The 20109-nt window shown below is 46.6% G+C and carries 18 protein-coding genes, 4 tRNA genes, 1 pseudogene and 3 riboswitches; of the genes and pseudogenes, 5 read left to right on the top strand and 18 right to left on the bottom strand.

The window, feature by feature from the left end; genetic code table 11:
* Position 1 precedes the first annotated feature (1 nt).
* From AXX12_RS11775 to hydE, 8 genes and pseudogenes are all read right to left on the bottom strand, one after another.
* Positions 2-742, bottom strand: a complete 741-nt coding sequence (locus tag AXX12_RS11775; protein ID WP_066242626.1) for an energy-coupling factor ABC transporter permease — start codon at positions 740-742, stop codon at positions 2-4.
* A 142-nt stretch (positions 743-884) separates the two neighbouring features.
* A riboswitch (cobalamin riboswitch) is annotated at positions 885-1105 on the bottom strand.
* Between the two features lie 64 nt (positions 1106-1169).
* A pseudogene (locus AXX12_RS11770) lies at positions 1170-1301 on the bottom strand (cob(I)yrinic acid a,c-diamide adenosyltransferase); the annotation flags it as partial.
* Between the two features lie 412 nt (positions 1302-1713).
* Positions 1714-1898: riboswitch (cobalamin riboswitch) on the bottom strand.
* A gap of 263 nt (positions 1899-2161) precedes the next feature.
* Positions 2162-2237: transfer RNA gene (locus AXX12_RS11765), tRNA-Lys, on the bottom strand.
* A gap of 4 nt (positions 2238-2241) precedes the next feature.
* A tRNA-Gln gene (locus tag AXX12_RS11760) sits at positions 2242-2317 on the bottom strand.
* A 21-nt stretch (positions 2318-2338) separates the two neighbouring features.
* Positions 2339-2414, bottom strand: a tRNA-His gene (locus AXX12_RS11755).
* A 125-nt stretch (positions 2415-2539) separates the two neighbouring features.
* A tRNA-Arg gene (locus AXX12_RS11750) sits at positions 2540-2616 on the bottom strand.
* A gap of 291 nt (positions 2617-2907) precedes the next feature.
* Positions 2908-4206, bottom strand: a complete 1299-nt coding sequence (gene larAH10, locus AXX12_RS11745) for an NPN-dependent 2-hydroxyacid racemase, LarAH10 family (RefSeq protein ID WP_066242620.1) — start codon at positions 4204-4206, stop codon at positions 2908-2910.
* Positions 4207-4479: 273 nt separating this feature from the next.
* Complete coding sequence (gene hydE / locus AXX12_RS11740) at positions 4480-5523, bottom strand: [FeFe] hydrogenase H-cluster radical SAM maturase HydE (protein WP_066242618.1); 1044 nt, start codon at positions 5521-5523, stop codon at positions 4480-4482.
* Between the two features lie 198 nt (positions 5524-5721).
* Here hydE and AXX12_RS19355 point away from each other — a divergent pair, with 198 nt between their 5' ends.
* Complete coding sequence (locus AXX12_RS19355; protein ID WP_156478642.1) at positions 5722-5880, top strand: hypothetical protein; 159 nt, start codon at positions 5722-5724, stop codon at positions 5878-5880.
* 201 nt (positions 5881-6081) lie between these two features.
* Here the strand turns inward: AXX12_RS19355 and AXX12_RS11735 are convergent, their stop codons facing one another.
* Entirely contained in the window at positions 6082-6441 is a 360-nt protein-coding gene (locus tag AXX12_RS11735; protein ID WP_066242615.1) for a DUF192 domain-containing protein, read from the bottom strand.
* 134 nt (positions 6442-6575) lie between these two features.
* Here AXX12_RS11735 and AXX12_RS11730 point away from each other — a divergent pair, with 134 nt between their 5' ends.
* Positions 6576-6983: a PepSY-associated TM helix domain-containing protein gene (locus AXX12_RS11730; protein ID WP_066242613.1), complete on the top strand. Its 408-nt coding sequence runs from the start codon at positions 6576-6578 to the stop codon at positions 6981-6983.
* A 48-nt stretch (positions 6984-7031) separates the two neighbouring features.
* Here the strand turns inward: AXX12_RS11730 and AXX12_RS19350 are convergent, their stop codons facing one another.
* The 3 genes from AXX12_RS19350 to AXX12_RS11720 all read right to left on the bottom strand — a co-directional run bounded on the left by AXX12_RS19350 (position 7032) and on the right by AXX12_RS11720 (position 8806).
* The gene (locus AXX12_RS19350) at positions 7032-7187 is read right to left on the bottom strand and encodes a hypothetical protein (protein ID WP_156478641.1); all 156 of its coding nucleotides are present in this window, start codon (positions 7185-7187) and stop codon (positions 7032-7034) included.
* A 44-nt stretch (positions 7188-7231) separates the two neighbouring features.
* Positions 7232-7483: a hypothetical protein gene (locus tag AXX12_RS11725; protein ID WP_066242611.1), complete on the bottom strand. Its 252-nt coding sequence runs from the start codon at positions 7481-7483 to the stop codon at positions 7232-7234.
* 297 nt (positions 7484-7780) lie between these two features.
* A complete protein-coding gene (locus tag AXX12_RS11720) occupies positions 7781-8806 on the bottom strand; it encodes a hypothetical protein (RefSeq protein ID WP_066242608.1) in 1026 nt (341 codons plus the stop codon).
* 293 nt (positions 8807-9099) lie between these two features.
* Here AXX12_RS11720 and AXX12_RS11715 point away from each other — a divergent pair, with 293 nt between their 5' ends.
* Complete coding sequence (locus AXX12_RS11715) at positions 9100-9777, top strand: CAP domain-containing protein (protein WP_066242606.1); 678 nt, start codon at positions 9100-9102, stop codon at positions 9775-9777.
* Positions 9778-9830: 53 nt separating this feature from the next.
* Here the strand turns inward: AXX12_RS11715 and AXX12_RS11710 are convergent, their stop codons facing one another.
* From AXX12_RS11710 to AXX12_RS11695, 4 genes are all read right to left on the bottom strand, one after another.
* Positions 9831-11105, bottom strand: coding sequence for a sensor histidine kinase (locus AXX12_RS11710; protein WP_066242604.1), 1275 nt, complete (start codon positions 11103-11105; stop codon positions 9831-9833).
* A 2-nt stretch (positions 11106-11107) separates the two neighbouring features.
* Positions 11108-11782 carry a response regulator transcription factor gene (locus AXX12_RS11705; RefSeq protein WP_066242602.1) on the bottom strand — a complete coding sequence of 225 codons (675 nt, stop codon included), beginning with the start codon at positions 11780-11782 and terminating at the stop codon, positions 11108-11110.
* Positions 11783-12033: 251 nt separating this feature from the next.
* Positions 12034-14001, bottom strand: a complete 1968-nt coding sequence (cobT, locus tag AXX12_RS11700) for a nicotinate-nucleotide--dimethylbenzimidazole phosphoribosyltransferase (RefSeq protein WP_156478640.1) — start codon at positions 13999-14001, stop codon at positions 12034-12036.
* 234 nt (positions 14002-14235) lie between these two features.
* Positions 14236-14418, bottom strand: a riboswitch (cobalamin riboswitch).
* Positions 14419-14454: 36 nt separating this feature from the next.
* The gene (locus AXX12_RS11695; protein ID WP_066242596.1) at positions 14455-15645 is read right to left on the bottom strand and encodes a glycosyl hydrolase family 18 protein; all 1191 of its coding nucleotides are present in this window, start codon (positions 15643-15645) and stop codon (positions 14455-14457) included.
* A 199-nt stretch (positions 15646-15844) separates the two neighbouring features.
* Here AXX12_RS11695 and AXX12_RS11690 point away from each other — a divergent pair, with 199 nt between their 5' ends.
* On the top strand, positions 15845-16843 hold the full coding sequence (locus AXX12_RS11690; RefSeq protein WP_066242593.1) for a methyl-accepting chemotaxis protein: 999 nt from the start codon (positions 15845-15847) through the stop codon (positions 16841-16843).
* 232 nt (positions 16844-17075) lie between these two features.
* Positions 17076-17486 (top strand): OsmC family protein, encoded by a 411-nt coding sequence (locus AXX12_RS11685; protein ID WP_066242590.1) that lies wholly within the window; start codon positions 17076-17078, stop codon positions 17484-17486.
* Between the two features lie 312 nt (positions 17487-17798).
* Here AXX12_RS11685 and AXX12_RS11680 read toward each other — a convergent pair whose 3' ends face one another.
* Both AXX12_RS11680 and AXX12_RS11675 read right to left on the bottom strand, forming a co-directional pair.
* Entirely contained in the window at positions 17799-18959 is a 1161-nt protein-coding gene (locus tag AXX12_RS11680; RefSeq protein ID WP_066242588.1) for a pyridoxal phosphate-dependent aminotransferase, read from the bottom strand.
* Between the two features lie 161 nt (positions 18960-19120).
* Complete coding sequence (locus AXX12_RS11675; RefSeq protein ID WP_066242584.1) at positions 19121-20056, bottom strand: hypothetical protein; 936 nt, start codon at positions 20054-20056, stop codon at positions 19121-19123.
* Positions 20057-20109 lie beyond the last annotated feature (53 nt).

Raw genomic sequence — 20109 nt, 5'->3', positions numbered from 1 at the left:
TCTAAGCCTCCTTTGACAGTATTCTTAAATATTTAAGTTCATCTTTGCTATATGCTGCAATCGCATTAAACATCATCAGCGTCAGAATACCTTCACTGATAGCTAGTGGTATCTGTGTTATCGCAAATATCCCCATAAACTTGATAAGGGAGGCTACAAAACCACCTGTTTCAGCCGGGAAGGCAAGTGCAAGCTGTACAGATGTAGTCACATAAGTCAGCAAGTCACCAAGGGCTGCTGCAAGGAAAACCGCAAGCCACTGTGGTCCCTTTGCCTTTTTTATAATTTTATATGTAGCAAAGCTAACTAAAGGTCCAACAACTGCCATGGAAAAAGCATTAGCTCCAAGTGTTGTTAATCCACCATGTGCAAGCAAGATAGTTTGAAATAGTAGAACTATCAATCCCAGTACAGCCATAGCCGTGGGTCCGAATAAAATAGTTCCAAACCCAACACCAGTAAGATGTGAAGAGCTTCCTGTAACAGAAGGGATCTTTAGCGCGGATAATACAAATGCAAATGCCCCTGCCATTGCCAGCAGCATTTTTGTTTTGGGATGTTCATTAACCGTCTTTTGAATCGAGAAGAACCCTGCTACTATAAACGGGATTGTCAAGGTACCCCAAGCAATACACCATTTTGGCGGAAGAAATCCCTCCATTATGTGCATGGCAAATGCCTGTTGAGGTAATAATCCAAGCGTGAGTGCGAGACCAATCATCCAGATGTTCTTTTTCTTCATACAAAGTCATCCCTTCTGAAGTAGTAATTTTATAAGAAGAGCCTGGCCAAATAAAAATCCCGGTAAAAAATGCCGAGAAGGATAGAAGATTAGAATGATAGATAGATCACCTAATAAACCCTCCCCATCTCTCGTAGGTATAAAGGTAGTTACGGAACAGGCAGTTATCCTGGCTCTGGATCTTCGCTCGCCCAAACCTTCCCAGGAGTTTTCGTCCCAGTGGCTAAGTACTGTGTCAACCCTAATCCTGTGTAACACGATACTATCTTGGGTTTGCTCCCCATTACAGTGGTGGGACCGTGCCGGCATTGCACCGGTCTTCCCTATTAAGCCCTTGCGGGCACCTGTTCCGCCCAATATGCAATTATTCTTGAAACGTAACCGCAGACAACGAGAAACGTTAGCCACAGAGTACGCGGAGTTTTACTTAAAACTCGATCCCTTTTTGAGCTGTAATTCCTTTTTGATAGGGATGTTTGACTTCTTTCATTTCTGTAACAAGGTCGGCCTTTTCGATAAGCAATGGACTTGCATCGCGCCCAGTGAGGACCAAATGCAGTTCAGGGCCGTTGCCTGTATGAACAATGATTAACCCCTGTTTGTCTGACAAATGATCACCCTCTTCTCCTGCTATCGTATAAGTCTTATCTATTATAAAAATGGTATTGGAAAAAGGAATGTCTCCATTGGAGACATGTTGCGCTTACCTGCCGCAACGACAAAAAGGATTTAGTTATAGCTAATTTCCCCGCCAGCCAAAATAGCGAGAAACTGTTTGACAAATAAATAGCCCTCCCTGTGCTATACAGGAAGGGCTATTTTTATGAAAGAAACCTGTCTAACTAAAAATCCCGGCAATACATGCCGGGAAGGATAGATAAATAGATCACTCTAATAATCCCCTCCCCATCGCGCGTGGGTGAGTACCGTATCAACCCTAATACTTACAGTTTTAGGGTAGCCACAGTACAACGGTGACTGTTAGATAGGCAGTTCTCCTGGCTCTGAATCATCGCTCACCCAAACCTTCCCAAGACGTTCGTCCCAGTGGCATTATGTGGGTTTACTCCTCATTACAGTGGCGGGACCGCGCCGGCATTACACCGGTCTTCCCTATTAAGCCCCATAAGGGGGCACCTATCTCGATATATAAAATTGTCAAATGTCCGTCATAATTTTTAACAATTTATATGGTAGCATATTACCAGTACTTGAGTCAACTGCTTTCTAGTTATGAAGAACCTAGATAACCGAGACATATCGATAGTATGCTGAACACAAGCGGCACTAACGATACACTAGCGACACAATACGTATGTCCTTAGCCGCGCTAGTGCTCCGCTCCTTGCACCGCAAGGTGACAGTTACAATAGTCGCAAAAAAGCCTTTCAAACAAAGTTTGAAAGGCTTTTTCTGCACTGGTGACCCACGTTGGACTCGAACCAACGACACCCTGATTAAAAGTCAGGTGCTCTACCAACTGAGCTAGTGGGTCAAAATGGCAGGGGCGGCTGGACTCGAACCAACGCATGCGGGAGTCAAAGTCCCGTGCCTTACCGACTTGGCTACGCCCCTATATAGAATTAATCATAAAGTTGGGGTGACTGGAGGGTCTCGAACCCTCGAATACCGGAGCCACAATCCGGCGTGTTAACCACTTCACCACAGCCACCATATTATTTAACAAAACCAACGATGCTATACATTTTAACATGTAGGTAATGTTATGTCAAGGTACCAAACTAACAATTTGTGATAGTAACGGCGTCAGGTTAGCCTGACGCCGGCAACTACAAATGGCGACCCCGGCAGGATTCGAACCTGCGACCTTTTGATTCGTAGTCAAACGCTCTATCCAGCTGAGCTACGGAGTCATGTCGTGCGGTACTTGTATAGTATATACAATCTTTATTCTTATGTCAATCCCTCTAAATCATGTTTTAGCAACTTTTTTTGTGGAAATAATTCTCAATGAGCACTATATCACATAACCGATCCCTAGGGCGTTCAGATGCCCCAGATGTTGTTACCTATGAGACTAGAATATATATGATGCATCTTAGTTTGGTAGCATCACTAGGCAGACCCAAACAGCCCGCCGCGACGCGTACGATACGGGTACGCTAGCAAGGGCTGTTTGGGTCTAACAACGCAGATGGGGTATATCAACGCCCTAGTACGGGAACTGTATTGGCTGCGTGGCCCATGAGTATAACGCTATAATCCTCTCTCCCCAGTTTCTCGCGGGCAATCGCCGTCGCTTCTTCGGCGCTGGCTGCCGGGATCATGCCTGCATTACGGATAAAATCGGCATTTTCCGGCTTAGTAACGATAATCAGTGAAACCTCGCGGGCAATATTGGCGCATTTGAAGGCTACATAGCCCGGGACGGTAAAGCCGGCACGCAGCGCCAGTTCGTGTTCCAAAAGAGTCGGATGCTTAAACCAGTCGCTGAACTCAGGCGGCTCATAGATGTCAGGACATTCCAAGCAGCAAATGACGACTCCGCCCGGCTTAGCTGCCAGATAGGCATTATCAATCGTTTTGGAGCCTTGGTACAGGTTGATGTCTTTGGGAAAGCCGCCGGCGGAAGCAACCACTAAGTCGGCTCTCTCGGCAACAGGAATGCCGTAAATTTGCTCAACGGCTTTGGTTCCTTCCAGCCAGGCATCGTGCCATTGGCCGGCAACAAACTTTGCAAATTTGCCGTCAGGAGTAAATACCGCATTCAACAAGAAGTCTGGTTTAGCCAAAGCGGTATATTCGCAGCAATCTTTGTTCATATCATTGGCGTCAAGCATGCCGGAGCCGCAGTTAGGATTAAGTCCCTTGCCGACTTCTTTATGGAGGCAGAAGGTATGATTGGCTTGAATGCTCTTATAGCCGCTGATGCCTGGGATAACGCTTTTCCGCCCGCCGCCAAAGCCTGCCATCAAATGATAGACAATGCCGCCTGTCAGGATAAACCGGTCAGCCTCGGCTACCTGCTTGTTGATATATGCTGCGGTGCCGCCGCTGGTTGTACCGATATAGGCCAGGTTTTCTTCGTTAAACGCATCATGCTGATAGACTGCGACCCGGTCACATACCGCTTTGCCACACACCAGGATATCTTCCTCCGGTGTATGGGGACGGTGAGCGCCAAGGGCCACAACAATAGAAATATCGCTATCCGGTATGCCGGCTGCGTTGAGCTCGTCTAGCAAAGTGGGCAGAAACTGATCGTGCCTGATCCAAGCCCGGGTGATATCGCTAACGACAATCACTACACTCTCGCCAGATTTTACGATTTCCTTCAGTGGCGGAGTACCGATTGGATGATTCAGAGCATGACGTACTGCCGCCGGGATATCAGTAATAGGCTCAACCGGACGACCATCGATTTCTTGGATTATCTTTTCAGCCGGAAGAGTAAACGTAAGCTTACCTCTGCCAAAGCCAATTTCAAACGTTTTATCGGACATAGAGTTCCCCTCCTCAGCGCAAAAGCGCTGTTTTAATCGGTAAATTACGTGTGTTTACAGTCTCTTTGTTTTTTGTATGCAAGCTGTATATTATTGTAATTATAGCCCCGCCAAATGACCATTGTCAATAGACGTCTCCCCTTCTCAACAATCTTTCGTCCAGACGTTCAGAAAGGTTTATATGCTAGGCGCGCCCGCTGACCCTGCAGCGCCGCGTACGATACGGGTACGCAAGCAATGGGTAGCGGGCGTAACAACGCAGATGAGCCTTTATCAACGGTCTGGCGCCTTTTTGCGAAAGCCCTGGGTGTCAGCAACCCGCCTCCCAATCGCCTGTATCTTACCGGTAATGCAGTTCCGGCAATGTCCCGGTGTATCATTAATGCAGATTTTTCCTGGGTAAAGCGCATACATTCGGCGGTAATTGCCTTCAGTCACATTGGGCATGACCACATTAGCACCACTCTGCAATGCGATCATTCTCCCTTGCGGATTCAGGCTTTCCATTGCCGTGGTCGCTGGAATATTGCTGTCTGGCAATAATAATCTGACCAGAGACATAACTTTGCGCGCCAGGGTAAACGAGCCTCCTACCGCATCCTTAAGTGGTGTGTCAGGGTTCGGAATAAACGGCCCAACGCCAATCATGTCAGCATCGATCTTCTTAAAGAAGAGGATATCATCCGCCAGCGAGGAAAGCGTCTGCCCAGGCAAGCCAATAAGGCAGCCTGTGCCGACTTCATAGCCCAAAGCCCGTAAATCCTCTAAACAGCGTAGGCGATTGTCAAAGCTCATGCCTGGGTCGTGTTCCTCATACAGAGCTCGATCGGTTGTTTCGATTCGCAATAGATAACGATCAGCTCCGGCCTGCCGATATGCTTGATAATCTTCAGACGTTTTTTCACCAATGCTGACTGTCACCGCTACCCCTAGGGCTTTAATGCGGCGGATAATATCTGTCATTCGCTCGACCGTAAACCATTCATCTTCGCCTGATTGCAGCACCAGAGTTTTATAGCCGAACGCCGCCGCTTTTTCCGCCATGTGCACGATTTCGTCCGGTGTCTGACGGAATCGTTCGATGTCATGATTATCACGCCGCAGTCCACAATAACGGCAGTTTTGTTTGCAAATATTCGAAAACTCGACCAGACCGCGTAAGTGAACCTCTTCACCAACATATTTATCGCGTACACGATCAGCAGCAGCAAAGAGAATATCATTAATCGAGTCGTCCGCTAAAATCTGTTCAATCTCTGCATGAGTTAATTCATGCGCAGATTCTGCCCGCGCAATCAAGTCTACTGAAGCTGTCATAGTAAACCAATCCTCCATTCAATGGTTGTTCTGTTGCTGCCGCACTCTGTCAGAAACACATTTATCGCTATAGCAAAAGATTCGGCCAACACCGATTAAATTCCTCTTATTAAAGAACTAATATCAGTTCCTGTCAAGATTGATGAATTGATTATCACCTGGGTACACTAACAACATTATATACAGGAGGTGAAAAAGATGGCAATGAAAAAAGAGCAGAATGTATACAGCTTTTGGAATGGCAAGAACCTCAATGGGAAACAGGAATTCCCTGATATCGACGCTGACGATTGTGCAAGCTGCGGCTTCCGCTGTGTAGAAGGAACTGAGACCGTATCAGCTGACGATCTTTCCTAAGAATAAAAAGCACAATACCGATCTATACAGTTCGTGGTAGTGATTATACGATGAACGCGAGCGGCACCGGTACACTAGCGACACAAAACGTACATCCATAGTTGCGTTAGTGTCGTCTTGTAACGCTAGTGTTCCGCTATACGTTTCAAACAAATGGGGCAACGATTCAGCGATTGAATCATTGCCCCATTTGTTGCCATTCTACACCGGGTTTTCACCACTCGAGCAAATTAGCCTAATCTCATCGCCAACTTGGGTTTGGCTAGCTTCAACTGCCACGGCAGGCAGTTCGACGACATAGTGACCCTTACCACACCAAGCTGTGCGTCCTGGTCGTAGCGAAGTGGCAATTTTTAATACCTTATGATCAACGCCAATAAAAAGTACATCAATGGGGTAGGTCATGCCAAAAGTATGAACACTCGAACAGGGAGTAATCAGTAGAGCTGTCCCCTCGGGCAAGCAATCTGTCCCTAACAGACCTTTTAACCGGCTAAAAAAGCCATCAGCTATACGCAGATTCGTGGCTAAGCACTTATTACGCGTCACATTGACAAGCAAATGATCACTTCCCTCGCAATTACGCTCTTCTATAAAAATAATAGCTCAACTTCAACAAAAAAGCATCTGACTTTATACCCAATGTTCGCAACTAGAATAGACCATAGGCGAAATGATAATAGTAGAGCAAGGGGGTGCTGACGATCTATCAAACAGCAAAAAAACTTCATCTTTGGGTTGGTTTGATCCTAGCACTGGTACTTCTGATGGAATCGGTAACTGGCTTGATATTGGCGGAACCAGGGCTTTTGGGACAGGAAAAATCACGGCCACCGATGGCAAATCCACCATCAAACTCTGAGCAAAATAAATCTGCCGAGGTGCGAAACGATAACCCGCCGCACACTCGGACAAACCGAGAAACTCCACCGACGAACGGATTAAATGTTGCCAAAGGACTCCATCAAGGCAGATTAGGCGAATGGAACGCAAAATGGCTTGTTGATCTTGCAGCAATTGGAATGATTTTTCTCACTTTGACAGGAATTTATATCGCCATTCCGATTTTGCGGGCACGAAGCAGACGCAAAGGGCGCCCCTAGCGAAAAGCTAAAAGCCGTTTGTACAAACGGCTTTTAGCTTTTCGTAGTTTAAGCATACGCTTTCTCCATCCTATTCTTTGACCGCTGCGGTAAAATGTAACCCCAAAGAAGGTAATTAAACATAGCCGCAGTAGCACTGTGGATAGACATGATATTTAGAGCGGTAAGCGCCGTGGAGATCACCTGTTCCCGATTATACAGCATGCAATTCACCTCCTTGGACATTGTCGATTTATAACTCACAGGTATCAATCTCCCAATTTTCTCACCAAAGCGATTATGGGTTCAGTAGCAAACGTTTCTTTAATAACCCCAACCCGTTTATCCTTATCCGTGACTGCCTGCCATGAATTCATATAGTTAGCACTTGCTAAGCCCTTCTGCGATTGTGTAACCGGTTCGGAAAAATACACGATCGCCGCAATCGGCGCAGCCATAAGTACGAAAGTCGTGATAACACTAAGAGTGCCTCGAAATATGCGTTGTATGATATTTGTCATGTTTATTCTCCTTTCGGTTGACGTCGGGCGTTTTCTCTTTTTCTATTATGAATCACAACTTTTTGTTTTTCTTTTGAATCGTTCTAGGCATATATTAGAAATCAGGCGCTTGCTTGCGGCAAGCGCCTCCAGGGCGTTGATAAAGCCCCATCTACGTTGTTGGCCTCGCAAACCCATTGCTAGCGTACCCTCTAGTACGCGTCGCTGCTGGATTCGCGAGGCCGCCTAGTATCTGGGGCTTTCTGAACGCCCTGGAGAACGGTTTTCGACAGCCTGCAGGCGCTTGCTTGTGGCAAATTAGCGTCTGTTCATCGGCCCTTTACCATTAATCATATCTGCGACGCGTTGTTCCATATTGGCTTTCATTTCTTCCGCCTTATCAGCAGAAAGTTTTCCTGATTTCACACGATCTTCAATACGCTGATTCATTTGTCCGAGAATCGCCTCTTTTAGTGCTTGCTCAGATACACCATGATCCTGAGCGATAGCAACTAAAGTCTTACCTGCTTTCATCTCATTGCGGAACGTCTCTTGATCAATATTTAACAGAGTAAGCAGCGCTGAGTTATCCATTTTGTGATGCCCAAGCCCATGACCTCTATGCATAGGAGCCTCTCCGTTTATCATGCCGGTCACACGCTTATCCATGTCTGCTTTCATTGTTTCTGCCCGCTCAGATGTTATTTTACCGGCTTTAACATCTGTTTCAATCCGTAGCGTCATTTTCTGGATCATGAAATCTTTGAGTTCCTGCTCAGATATTCCACGATCTTTAGCGACAGCAACTAAAGTCTTACCTGCTTTCATCTCATTGCGAAACGTCTCTTGATCAATATTTAACAGAGTAAGCAGCGCTGAGTTATCCATTTTGTGATGTCCAAGCCAATGACCTCTATGCATAGGAGACTCTCCGTTTATCATGCCAGTCACACGCTTATCTATGTCTGCTTGCATTGTTTCTGCTTGCTCTGCAGTTAATTTGCCTGCTTTAACGCCTGCTTCAATCCGTTGCGTCATTTGTTTGGTCATGAATTCTTTGAGCTTCTGCTCAGATACTCCATGATCTTTGGCGATAGCAACCATCGATTTGCCAGCTTTCATTTCGGTTCTGAAGGTCTCAGCATCGATTTTCAGCAATGCAAGCAACTCTGTATTGTCTGTTTTATGTCCTCTGTGATGCTTAAAATCTCTTTCAGTAACAGGTCGCTTTTCACTCGCCTCATCTTGTTTCTCCGTTGGAGTAGCAGCCATTACCAAACCGCTTGCAGTCATCGCGGTTACAACACCAAGCGCTAAAAACCATTTTTTGTTTTTGTTCATCATTATTTAATCATCCTCTCATTTATTATTGTCGGGGTCTATGTTTGTATTATGCCGCACTGGTTTTAGAATAACTTTAGAATAAATTGGATCATGATATAATTTAAGAAATTTATTTAGAGGTGAACGCTATACACAAATCCAGCTTTTTATCTAGCTTAACTCGCGATAAAAGTATATCAATCATCACACTTCCATGATATACCTAGGTTATGTAAACAGGAGTTTTAGAGAAGTTATCGAATATCTATTATCAGCAGTTTGTGCTGCAATAAAAAACGAGAGGTTGACGCTAAATGATAATTACATTCAAAAAGAAACTCGTCTCCGGCGTGCTTGCCTTTTCGCTGATGACCACGTCTTTTGGCGGCGCATTTGCCGCATCTGCTTACGCTAACACTCCGGAAAACGTTGCTAGCGAATCAGAGCAGACAGAAACACCAAACAAAGACATTTTAATTGGTCTTGCAGCAATCGGAGTGATCGCCGCACTCGCTAGCGGTGGCGATGACGACAAATCCTCTAAACAAAGCTCGGGCTCAACGACACCACAGCAACCACAAACGCCATCCACACCAAGTGGAACTACCCTCTCTGCGCAAGAGCAGCAGGCCCTTACGTTGTTAAACAACGACCGCGCCAAAAATGGTCTGCCAGCGCTCAAATCAAACAGTCAATTAACCCGCGTGGCGGAAAGCCATGCAAAAGATATGATTGCCCGTGGCTATTTCGCCCACAATACTCCTGAAGGCAAAACTCCATTTCAACGCATGCAGGAGGCAGGCATCACTTATAGTACCGCCGGTGAAAACCTGGCAATCAACAGTAGCGTAGCCGCTGCTGAGACGGCTTTTATGAACAGTTCAGGTCATCGGGCCAACATTTTGAATTCCAGCTATACTGACGTTGGTGTTGGTGTAGTGCAAAACTCCAGCGGTCAAATGTACGTTGTTCAAGAATTTATTCGCAAGTAGTTGTGCAATAACATCAAGGGAGCTGACCGGCAGGTCAGCTCCCTTGATGTTATTCAGGACTCTTTCTGAAGTTTGCCAACTGGGATAGATACTTTAAATGTAGCACCGTTTCCCGGCTCACTATGGGCGGTTATCTTGCCTGCGTGCATATCAACAATCCACTTAGCAATCGATAATCCCAGTCCGATGCCGCCCTTATCACGCGAACGCGATTTATCTTCCCGGAAGAAGCGGTCAAAAATGTGCGGCAAATTCTCCGGCTGAATGCCGCAACCAGTATCCTGCACACTAAAGAGGATATTCTTATCGCCTTTCGCGCCCGCGACAGTGATTCGCCCGCCTTTAGGCGTATACTTAAACGCATTATCCAGCAGGATGACCAACAATTGATGCAGGCGTTCTTTGTCGCCGACCAACTTCAGATCAGGAACAACATCGACCAGTAACTGTATTTGCTCTAATTCTTCTAGCGGTCGAAAATGTTCAGAGACTAATTCGATTAGCTCGCTAAGGTCAACCTGAGTTAACTGTAGCTCAGTTTTGTTCGCATCAGACCGGGCTAGGGTAAGTAGACTTGCTATCAGCTTGGTCATACGGCTAGACTCTTTTATAATAGTATGAATACGGTTGCTTTCTTGCTCTACCGTATTTTCTGGATGCCGCAGCATTAATTCCGCATTGCTGTGAATTCCGGTAAGCGGCGAGCGCAATTCGTGCGAAGCATCGGCGACAAACCGCTGCTGTTTTTCCCAAGCAGCCTCGATCGGGATCATCGCCCGCTTAGCCAGATAATAACTGGCCGCGATGATTGCCGCCATTCCCATGACTAAGCCGCCCGCAATAATCCATAACAGATAATTTAGCAAGCCGATTTCTGTGTCAACAATACTGACGGCAATGACATCCTTAATCACAAAATTTTCTTCGGTCCTCAACAGCTTTTCCTCATGCAGATAAGGCACACACAACACCCGGTACACATGAGTTTCGTATTCCTTCGTCTCGATCTCACCGATTTGACTCTGGGCGGCGATTTCCGCAAGGTTAGCATTATCTTCATTGCGAAATGCGGCAAGATTAGCAATGCGGCCATCCTCACTGCGCAACAGCAGAAAAATGCGGGGATCGAATACACGTCGTCCTCTGAAAGGCGCATTTCGCTCGCTTACCAGCCTAAATGATTGGGCTTGCATCCGCATAGCATCATCGATTTTATCAAATTGACGCACCGAGATGTAGCCATAGATCGTAGACGTAAACACAATAAAGATCAGCAGAAACACTAGAGAGATTAACAGCGTCAGTTTGCGAAGCGTACGTTGAAACATGACTATTTAACCTTTAGCATGAAGCCGGCGCCGCGTATGGTTTGAATATGAGAGTCCAAACCAGAAGGGGCCAATTTTTTGCGCAAATAGTGAATATACAAATCGACAATACTGATGGTCGTGTCTGAGTCGAAGCCCCAAATCCGATCAAAAATCTGCTCTCTGGTTACAATCTGCTGATGATTTGCTACAAGAAATTCTAGAAGATCATATTCTTTTGTGGAAAGCCCCAACGGTTTACCATCGGCAAAACCATCGCGCACTCGGCTATTTAGCGAAATGCCGCCATAAGCCAGCTCACCATCTAAACCTTGATTACTCTTGCGACGGATTTGTGCTTTTACCCGGGCCAACAGTTCCCGAATCGCAAACGGTTTTACCAAATAATCGTCTGCACCGGTTTCTAAACCAGTGACACGATCATCCACACTATCCCGCGCCGTCAGCAAAAGTATGGGGACAGTATGTCCATTATTCCGCAAAGATTTTACAATCTCCAGACCGCTGAGTTCCGGCAGCATAATATCAAGAACGATTAGATCATAAATATCTTGTTCGGCCATGTATAAACCTTCATCACCGGTTGCCGCCTCATCGACAAGATAGTGTTCCTCTTTCAAAAGCGAAACAACAGCTTCTCGTAACACGCTGTCATCTTCAACAACAAGAATCCGCATATACTCGCCCCTACTCTCGTTCCAATTCTATATACTGAAATCATTATAATTTAATTCTAAATCAAATAGTTTTGAAAATCCATAGCACGATGAACACTAGCGGCATTATCGACAACAGCAGACCTTATTTATTACGATATCGTTGTTCTACCTTTCGCTTGTTTAATGACTCCAAGACCTTTCGGGCAACCAGTTGCACTAAGGCAGAGTTAAAAAAGAACGTTGGCAATCGAGTCAGCGTTCTTTCATTTCTAATCTTTTACTGTTTTGCTTTGTCGCAGCACCCCTGGCCCATCTTGGGCCACCGCCACTTCGGCTTCGCCGAAGGTTTTCATATCGTTTAGCATATGAAGTGAGGCGTCTAACAACCTGATGCCTAATGCCGCCCCTGTTCCGTCGCCTAACGAAAGATCAAGGTCGAGATGAGCCCGCAAACCCAGTTTGTCTAACGCGGCCTGATGGATAGAATCTGTGCCGCCGTGGGATGCGATCAAATAGTCTCTGACCGACGGTGCGATGGCAACCGCAATAAGAGCAGCGGCGCTTGTCTCCAGATCGTCCAGCACCACGGCGGCCCCTTCCGCCGCAGCGCCCAGGATAACTCCTGCCAATCCGGCGAGCACCAGACTACCCGTCTTTTCTAACATAGCAAGCAAAACATCTGCGCTCTGAAAATCCATTGCCAATCCTGTTTGAATAAATAATTCAGCGGTCTGTCGGGCATCATGACTAATCGTGCCAATTCCCACCACCTGTGTTCCATGCTTCATTTGCGCGCAGGCCGCATCAATTCCAGTCTGAATTGCTTTAACAACCTGATCATGCGTCAAATTCGTCGATTGGGGAATATCCACAGACTTACTCATATTAATTAGTGCCAGTTCTGCGCCGGCATGCTTGGCGAAGCCTGTTACTGCTGGGCTTGCTGCACAGGGACCGTCAGTTATAACAAGAATTGCTTTGCGCAGGCGCTTTGGTCTAGGATCGCCGGTAATCCCTGACAGTTGGCGTGCCAGATGTTCAAATGCGTTAAGACTTGCAAACGGCTTTGTCAAGTTGTCTATACGCAGTTGGCAAGCTTCCATCGCCGCCACATCCAAAGGTTTAATTTGTGCAGTTATATCGCACAGCACGCGCCCGACGTCGCGAAATGCTTCGGTTTGGGCAGTCAAAGCCTGACAGGACGTAGTGCTCAGATCTAGGCTTTGCTGCGTTACAGCGTCGGCGGTCAACATATCGACCACGATCGAGGCGCCGATTGCCTCTCCCAAACGAACCCCCATGTCAACACAAGGTTTCAAATCCAATAACCCCAGCGCAAACCGATGCGCCGGTTCAGCCGATAAGTGAGAAGCAAATAGGTATTGTTTGCATATCGGCTGAATAGCAGCAGCAATTAGCGCTGCCGCGGTCGTGTTTGATCCATCGATGATCACGGCACAGCGATTGGCCGCAGCGCCGAGAACAACACCTGCCAAGGCACCTAGTTCAAATCCGCCGACCTTCGACAATACGTCAATTCCGTCGCAGGGATTGGGATGATTGACAGCGAGCCCTTGACGAACGATGTTAATCTTCACTTGCATTCGGCTATCTGATATTCCTGTTCCGCGTCCGGTTACCACTTCAGGTTCAAGCTGAGAGAAGGCAGCAACGATCGCCGCGCTGGATGACGTATTGCCGATACCCATTTCCCCCAAGCTAAAGCAATTGTATCCTTGCTTAACCCGATCATTGACAATTTCAATACCTGTCTCGATCGCCTGTATTGCCTGGGCACGCGTCATAGCCGGGCCCTTGGTAAAGTCTGCGGTTCCATAGGCAATATTTCGGTTCCATAAGCCTGGGACATGCGACAAATCCCCAGCCACCCCAACATCGACTACCACCATATCCGATCCGGAAAAATTCGCAAATGCATTGGCGCTTGCGCCCTTTGAAACCAAATAGTTGGCAGTCATATGTAGGGTCGTTTCCACTGGATACGCACTGATCCCATGAACAGCCACCCCATGATCAGCGCAGGCAACAACCATGCACGCACGCGGTGGTAGCGGCCGCAGTTCGCCTGTTATTCCCGCGTATTGACTGAACATGCTGCCTAAACGCCCAAGCGCGCCCGGTTGTGTAAGACGATCGATCCGTTGCTGCACCTGTTCGCGGATCAACGTATCCGGAACGGTAATCTTCGCCAATGTTTGTTGTAGTAAATTCATCATTTCCTCCTGCATAAACAATCTTTTAAGAGGAAAATTACGTTAACCACAGAGTGCGCAGAGCACGCAGAGGGTACTCGCAGAGGGTTACGATTGCTAGTTTAGAACACAGTTCCTTATTGCCTCTGTGTACTCGTCGAACCCTCTGTGTACTCTGTGGGAAACGTAACCCAGCCTCCTAGTTACTAAAAAAGAAGGCTCTTTTGGTTACCCAAAAAAGCCTTCTTTATCCATGAAGGTCTTCAAACGGCAGAGGCAGGTCTCCTGGCTCCCGGTTCATTGAATCCTTACGCCTTCCCCTTGCGAGTGGCATTGTAAGTTCTCCCCGGTACAGTGGTGGGTCCGCGCCTACGCATGTCGCCATGCTCAGACTTCCCTATTCTCCTCCCAACGGGAGGCACCTAGGCCGTAGTTGTTATATAATTGTTTTTAGTATACAGAAATTATCAACCCTAGTCAATATGCGAAGTGGGTTTTGATCAGCGGCCAAAACTCTTGATCCTCGCTACCCAATTTCCACAGCGCTATGCCGGCAATGTCGTACTTGTTGACCAAGTCTAACTTAAACCGCAAGCTATGACTGTTTTCAAACCATACTTGATGACTGACTCCATCTGGGCCGGTATAGTTGAAGTGAGGCGATTTCGACGCATCATCCCACTCGACTTTGGGATTAAAGCGGCTGATTAGACTCTGGATTGCTGGATACTCAAGGCTCTCTACCCCTTTACTAGACCAATCATAGCCATAGCCGGGAATGCCAAGATACAATTTGTGTTTCGGGATAAAGGAAAGAGCATACTGCAAATCCTGCTCCACGGAGACAATGTCTGAGACCGCGCCTGCTTCGCTCCAGCCACCGTGGTAATCATAAGTCATTAGCATGATCTTATCTGCATACTGAGCCAACTTCGCATAATCATAAGCTTTTGATATATCACCCAATTCATTATGCTTGGGGAACACGTCAATTGTTACCACATAGCCTTGCGGCTTCAAACGAGCATAAAGTTCTTTCATAAAAGCGGTCAGATTGTCGCGGTCACCTGCCGGCACTTCTTCAAAGTCAATATTGATTCCATCCATCTGATATTTTTTGATATAAGCTTCCAGATTGTCGATAGCTTTCTTGCGCAGCGATGAGTTAGACAACACAGTATGGATAGGCTTCACAGATCCTGTGCTTTTCTCATTGTTCACCAGCAGCAATGTCTGAATCGAGTTCGACTTAGCATACTTAACAACCGCCGCATGATCATTACCACCACGGTTGGCGACAGAAGCGTCGCGATTTAAGGTTGCCCAAAACGGCGCAATCGTGCCGATCGAATCCTTGTGTTTAACCATGTCATTATATGACGCAGTATCATTTCCCCACCATTCAGCATAGAACCCGATTACCTCTTTTGCCCCAGTCGGCTTAGAGATTACTGGTGGAATCGTTGTCGGAGCCGAGACGACCGGTTCGCTTGGACTGAGATTTAGCAAACCATTGAACAAGTCCCCAAAGAAGGCCAACACAGAAGCAAAGAAGCCCTTGTCTGAGTCACCGCCTGTTGGAGTTGAAGCGGCAAAGGCCGGAACGGGAAGCGTGAAACTGACACACAACACTAACAGCAGAAAAACCGCGATACGTTTAGAGTTCATTTCAAACCTCCTATTCTGATTGAAAGCCGATCTATATTATGTTAACATAATTCAACTTTTTCAGCAATCCCTCTGAATTTTAGCTAAATACCTTTGACAGATAATGTGAAATATTGGTATACTACGAAAATAACGGCAACGAGGCCTGTCTGAGTAATTCAGCCATGCCTCGTTGCTTTTTTGCGAGGTGAAAATAGAAATGGACAACAGTAACATGATTGACGTCTCTATCTTATTAAGCGAATTAAAAACAGCAAACGCCGAGATGGGCAAGGTCATCAGCACTATCCAGCAAATCGCTCAACAGACGAACTTATTATCTTTAAATTCAGCCATCGAAGCTGCAAGGGCCGGGGAAGCTGGTCGCGGATTTGGAGTTGTAGCAGACGAAATTAAGAAATTAGCAACTCGCAGTTTTGCCTCAACAAAGGAAAGCACCAAAATTATCGAGAATATCCAGTCCAAAGCTGACGAAGTAATCGCTGTGCGAACAGCTGATGTCGCCTATGACACCATCGACAAAATTGACCGCAATCTATTCGAGCGCAATTGCGATGCCCAGGCTTGGGCAAGTTTTTCTCAGGTGAAGAACTCCTTATGCTCCACCGAGCCAAATCGGGTTGAGCAGGCGAACAATTTATTAAAGACACTCGTAGATATCTATGAAGTCTATTTTGACCTCTATGTGCTTGATACAGCAGGAACAATTGTAGCGACAGGCGTACGCCGTGAACTTATTGGTAAAAATATGGCCGATCGAGATTGGTTCAAAGAAGTTAAGGCCGCTAACTCTATATCGGTAACTGATTTATACTTATCTTCAGTAGAAAACCGCCACACCGTGGCCTACTCTTGCCCAATAATAGGTGAATCAGGACAAGTCGTCGGCTATTTCTCCTCTCGTTTTAATTGGGATTATATCTATGATATTTTAGATTCAGCTCGAATCGGCAAAAACGGTGATATAGCGATAATCAATAAAGACGGCTATGTTATTGCCTGCCCCAGCCGAAAAGGCATCTTAACCGATAACTTAAGCCGGTTAAAAGCGGCTCAGTGTGCAATGAGCGGCGAGACTTACGGCTACACATTTGAAAAAGATGCTCGCGGCAGCAAGATTTATGGTTATGCTCGCACACGTGGCTATAATGCCTATAAAGGAAAGGGCTGGTCTGCCATCGTAAGTACTACGCTTTAGTCGTCCACGGCCTTTGGAGAAAGTGCGGGGTACGATAGGATAGCACGAACGCCACAAGCGGTACTAGCGCCACTATGGACACTTTTAAGAAAAAACAAGCCTGCTCCTACGAAAGGAAGGCTTGTTTTTTTGCCCCATATCCCATTAAAGGAAAAATCAGCAATATGTTGAAACAAAGTACTAATTAGTCTATTTTGAATAATAATTATATAAATGAAAGGGGCTCGTGACTATGGCAACAGTACAAACCCAATATCTTGGCGATCTGCGCACTGAATCAGTTCATCTGCAATCTGGCAGCAAACTCATTACTGATGCGCCAACAGACAATCATGGTAAAGGAGAAGCCTTTTCACCAACCGATCTGGTCGCGACTGCGCTCGGCGCTTGCATGTTCACTATTATGGGCATTGCAGCGAAGACGCATGGCTTTACCGTTGATGGCGCGAAAGTCGAAACAACCAAGGTCATGGGAACTAATCCGCGCCGGATCGTCGAACTCATTACTGAAGTCACCCTGCCGCATAACAACTACAGTGCTAAGGAAAAGAAGATCATCGAACTGACAGCGAAGGAGTGCCCGGTGTTTAATAGCTTGCATCCGGAGATGAAAAAGACGATTACGTTCGTTTATGGGGGCTAAGAAAACAGGTACGTTAACCGCAGAGAGCGCAGAGTACGCTGATGCGCAGAGGGCTACGATAACATTGGGTTGAACCGGCTAACGCAACGACTTTGCATCATTCTTCTCCCTTAGCGAGGCGCATAGCGCCCTTCGCGTTTTCGCGGCCAGTGATTTTCGTTTCTTGCCTTATCTGACCTTTTTACCTTAGACAATTTGGCAACTGAACAAAAAGGGAAAGATCGCCGCGCTTCGCTCGCGATGACACGTAGTAGGTTGTCATCGCGAGCAAAGCGTGGCGATCTTCTGACTAACAGCTTCTTTCTGGAACGATTACTTTCTAAGCGCAATCTTCATAGACCTGCAGGCTGCAACAATCGTCTCTTCACTACGCAGGTAGCACAACCGAACATAACCCTCGCCACCGGGTCCGAAGCAGGTACCTGGTACAAGTGCAACTCCTGCCTTCTTGAGTACGAAGTCGGCAAACTGTTTGCTGGTCATGCCTGTTCCGGTGATATTGGCAAATGCGTAAATGGCACCTTTCGGCATAGCGCAGGTGATGCCTGGGATCTCATTTAGCTTTGCGACCATTAGGTCGCGAAGCTTTTTATATTGACGATTTCGCTTTTCTATCAAGTCTTGGGGCGTGTTTAACGCACTAATGCCTGCATATTGGATAAACGGCGGAATGCAGGTGTAGACAGTCTCAAACATTTGACTCATCTTTGCGATCAAATCGACAGGCCCAATTGCATAGCCAAGCCGCCAGCCTGACATCGAATGGCCTTTCGAAAAACCGCTCAGGATAATCGTACGTTCACGGCACTTATCTAAACAAGAAGGCGAATAGTGGTTTCCCTCATAAATATTTTCCGCATAAATTTCGTCACTCAAGAGATACACGTCTTGTTCGCGAACGATTTCGGCCAGTCGCTGCACCTCGTCTTGTGTCATCACTCCGCCGGTTGGATTGCTCGGCGATGTATTAATAATTAGCCGAGTCTTTTCCGATAAACGCGGCAGCAAGTCGTCCGGATTCAACCGGAACCCATTTTTTTCATAAACTGGTACTGTAACTGTTTTCAGCCCGAGATAGCTGGCAACGGCGATATATGACGCAAAGCCTGGATCCGAGAAGACTACTTCATCACCAGGATCAGCCACACAGCGCATCATAAAATCGATAATACTGTTAGCAGGCATAACGGCGATTTGGGAAACATCGGGGCGAAAGCCAAGCTTGCTTTCCGTGTAGTCGCAAATAGATTCTCTGAGTAGAAGGATGCCGCGGGAGTTGACGTATTTGGTATGTCCCTGCTCAAGCGCAGCCTTGGTGGCCTCAATGACATGCGGGTATGCGTCAAACTGAGAGTCACCTACCTCAAACCGGTATACTGTCTGACCAGCCGCTTCCATGGCAGAGACGACTGATAGAATTTCCAGCATGGGTTGGCCGATCAAGCCTTCGGTTAGTTTGGAAAAGCCTTTCATTGAAAAACCTCCCATATAGGTTTTAACCTAATGTCAAGGAATAAAGACGAAAAAAACGGGGGAAGATTGCTTCACTTTGTTCTCAATGACACTATTACAATGTCATCGCGAGCGTAGAGCGGCGATCTTCCCCAATTTCTAGTTCAGTTAGAATGTATCGTTTAGAATTTGTAGGTTACAGTGGTGCGAAGAGAATCGTATTCGTCAGTGCTGTTAAGAACTTTATTATCTTTGTACATCAGATTAAAGGAAGTGGTTTTGTCAAAGTTGTGGTTGTAGATATAATAGAAGCCTTTTTCGCCTTTATCCCAATCTGTCAGGATGTCAGCATTAACTTCGGTTTTGTGGTTATACACAGAGAGAGTGTTTTTGTCGTCAAAGGCATAATCCACGCCAAACACACGAGCAGTATCATTTGCCGATGCGTTAGATTTTAGGAAATCCACAAGAAAGCTGGCTTTACCGGTTGTATAAGCAGCATCAAGACCCCAGAAATTTCTGTCGCTTACAGCTTTTTGATTAAAACTGGCCAACGTTCCGCCCACTGTCCAGTTCTTAGCCGGGCTGTAAGAAGCATGGATCGAGTAAACGCTGTCGTCCTTGCTGCCAGTATAATGATCGACGCCACCAGCAACCACTTGCAATGAAGTCACGCCAGATTTACCGGTCGCAACAATACCATTCAAGAAGTCCATGTCTTCACCAATATAGGCTCCGCTGCTAAGCAACGATGCAGCTGCAGTAATCGCAACAGGTTGACGGCCGATCTTGTAGGACCAATCGGCATTATTGTAAATGAAGCCGTATTGGTCGATAGTAGCAATACTATTGCTGCTCTTGTTGAAGTCCGCGCCAATATGGTCGCCGCTCAAGGTCTGTGCCGCAAAGCGAGCATACACTGACAGATTTTTGTCTAACTCCATTTTTGCATTCAAACGAACCGTGAATTTCCCGCCGTCTTCGTCGGCCTGGTAGTTATAGGTTTGCCACCGATAATGTGCCTTCACATCACCATCAAATTCAACGGGAGCGGCGAAGGCGGCGCTGGTCGTCAGGACCAGTGCCGCTGCAATGGCTGCAGCAGCTGTCTTTTTCATCAGAATCCCTCCACAAATTTGTTTCCCTACCGCTCTCAACCTATTGGATAAGT

This window comes from Anaerosporomusa subterranea (assembly GCF_001611555.1).
Classification (GTDB): domain Bacteria; phylum Bacillota; class Negativicutes; order Sporomusales; family Acetonemataceae; genus Anaerosporomusa; species Anaerosporomusa subterranea.
Note: the sequence above shows the minus strand (reverse complement) of the source record. Positions and strands in the feature narration are given on the sequence as shown.

Excerpts from the sequence above, each read along its gene's own strand:
- larAH10 (WP_066242620.1), bottom strand. The coding sequence starts at position 4,206 with ATGTCCGATAAAACGTTTGAAATTGGCTTTGGCAGAGGTAAGCTTACG.
- AXX12_RS11710 (WP_066242604.1), bottom strand. The coding sequence starts at position 11,105 with ATGTTTCAACGTACGCTTCGCAAACTGACGCTGTTAATCTCTCTAGTG.
- AXX12_RS11705 (WP_066242602.1), bottom strand. The coding sequence starts at position 11,782 with ATGCGGATTCTTGTTGTTGAAGATGACAGCGTGTTACGAGAAGCTGTT.
- AXX12_RS11685 (WP_066242590.1), top strand. The coding sequence starts at position 17,076 with ATGGCAACAGTACAAACCCAATATCTTGGCGATCTGCGCACTGAATCA.
- cobT (WP_156478640.1), bottom strand. The coding sequence starts at position 14,001 with ATGATGAATTTACTACAACAAACATTGGCGAAGATTACCGTTCCGGAT.
- AXX12_RS19350 (WP_156478641.1), bottom strand. The coding sequence starts at position 7,187 with ATGCTGTATAATCGGGAACAGGTGATCTCCACGGCGCTTACCGCTCTA.
- AXX12_RS11675 (WP_066242584.1), bottom strand. The coding sequence starts at position 20,056 with ATGAAAAAGACAGCTGCTGCAGCCATTGCAGCGGCACTGGTCCTGACG.
- AXX12_RS19355 (WP_156478642.1), top strand. The coding sequence starts at position 5,722 with ATGGCAATGAAAAAAGAGCAGAATGTATACAGCTTTTGGAATGGCAAG.
- AXX12_RS11715 (WP_066242606.1), top strand. The coding sequence starts at position 9,100 with ATGATAATTACATTCAAAAAGAAACTCGTCTCCGGCGTGCTTGCCTTT.
- AXX12_RS11680 (WP_066242588.1), bottom strand. The coding sequence starts at position 18,959 with ATGAAAGGCTTTTCCAAACTAACCGAAGGCTTGATCGGCCAACCCATG.
- hydE (WP_066242618.1), bottom strand. The coding sequence starts at position 5,523 with ATGACAGCTTCAGTAGACTTGATTGCGCGGGCAGAATCTGCGCATGAA.
- AXX12_RS11690 (WP_066242593.1), top strand. The coding sequence starts at position 15,845 with ATGGACAACAGTAACATGATTGACGTCTCTATCTTATTAAGCGAATTA.
- AXX12_RS11775 (WP_066242626.1), bottom strand. The coding sequence starts at position 742 with ATGAAGAAAAAGAACATCTGGATGATTGGTCTCGCACTCACGCTTGGA.
- AXX12_RS11720 (WP_066242608.1), bottom strand. The coding sequence starts at position 8,806 with ATGATGAACAAAAACAAAAAATGGTTTTTAGCGCTTGGTGTTGTAACC.
- AXX12_RS11695 (WP_066242596.1), bottom strand. The coding sequence starts at position 15,645 with ATGAACTCTAAACGTATCGCGGTTTTTCTGCTGTTAGTGTTGTGTGTC.
- AXX12_RS11725 (WP_066242611.1), bottom strand. The coding sequence starts at position 7,483 with ATGACAAATATCATACAACGCATATTTCGAGGCACTCTTAGTGTTATC.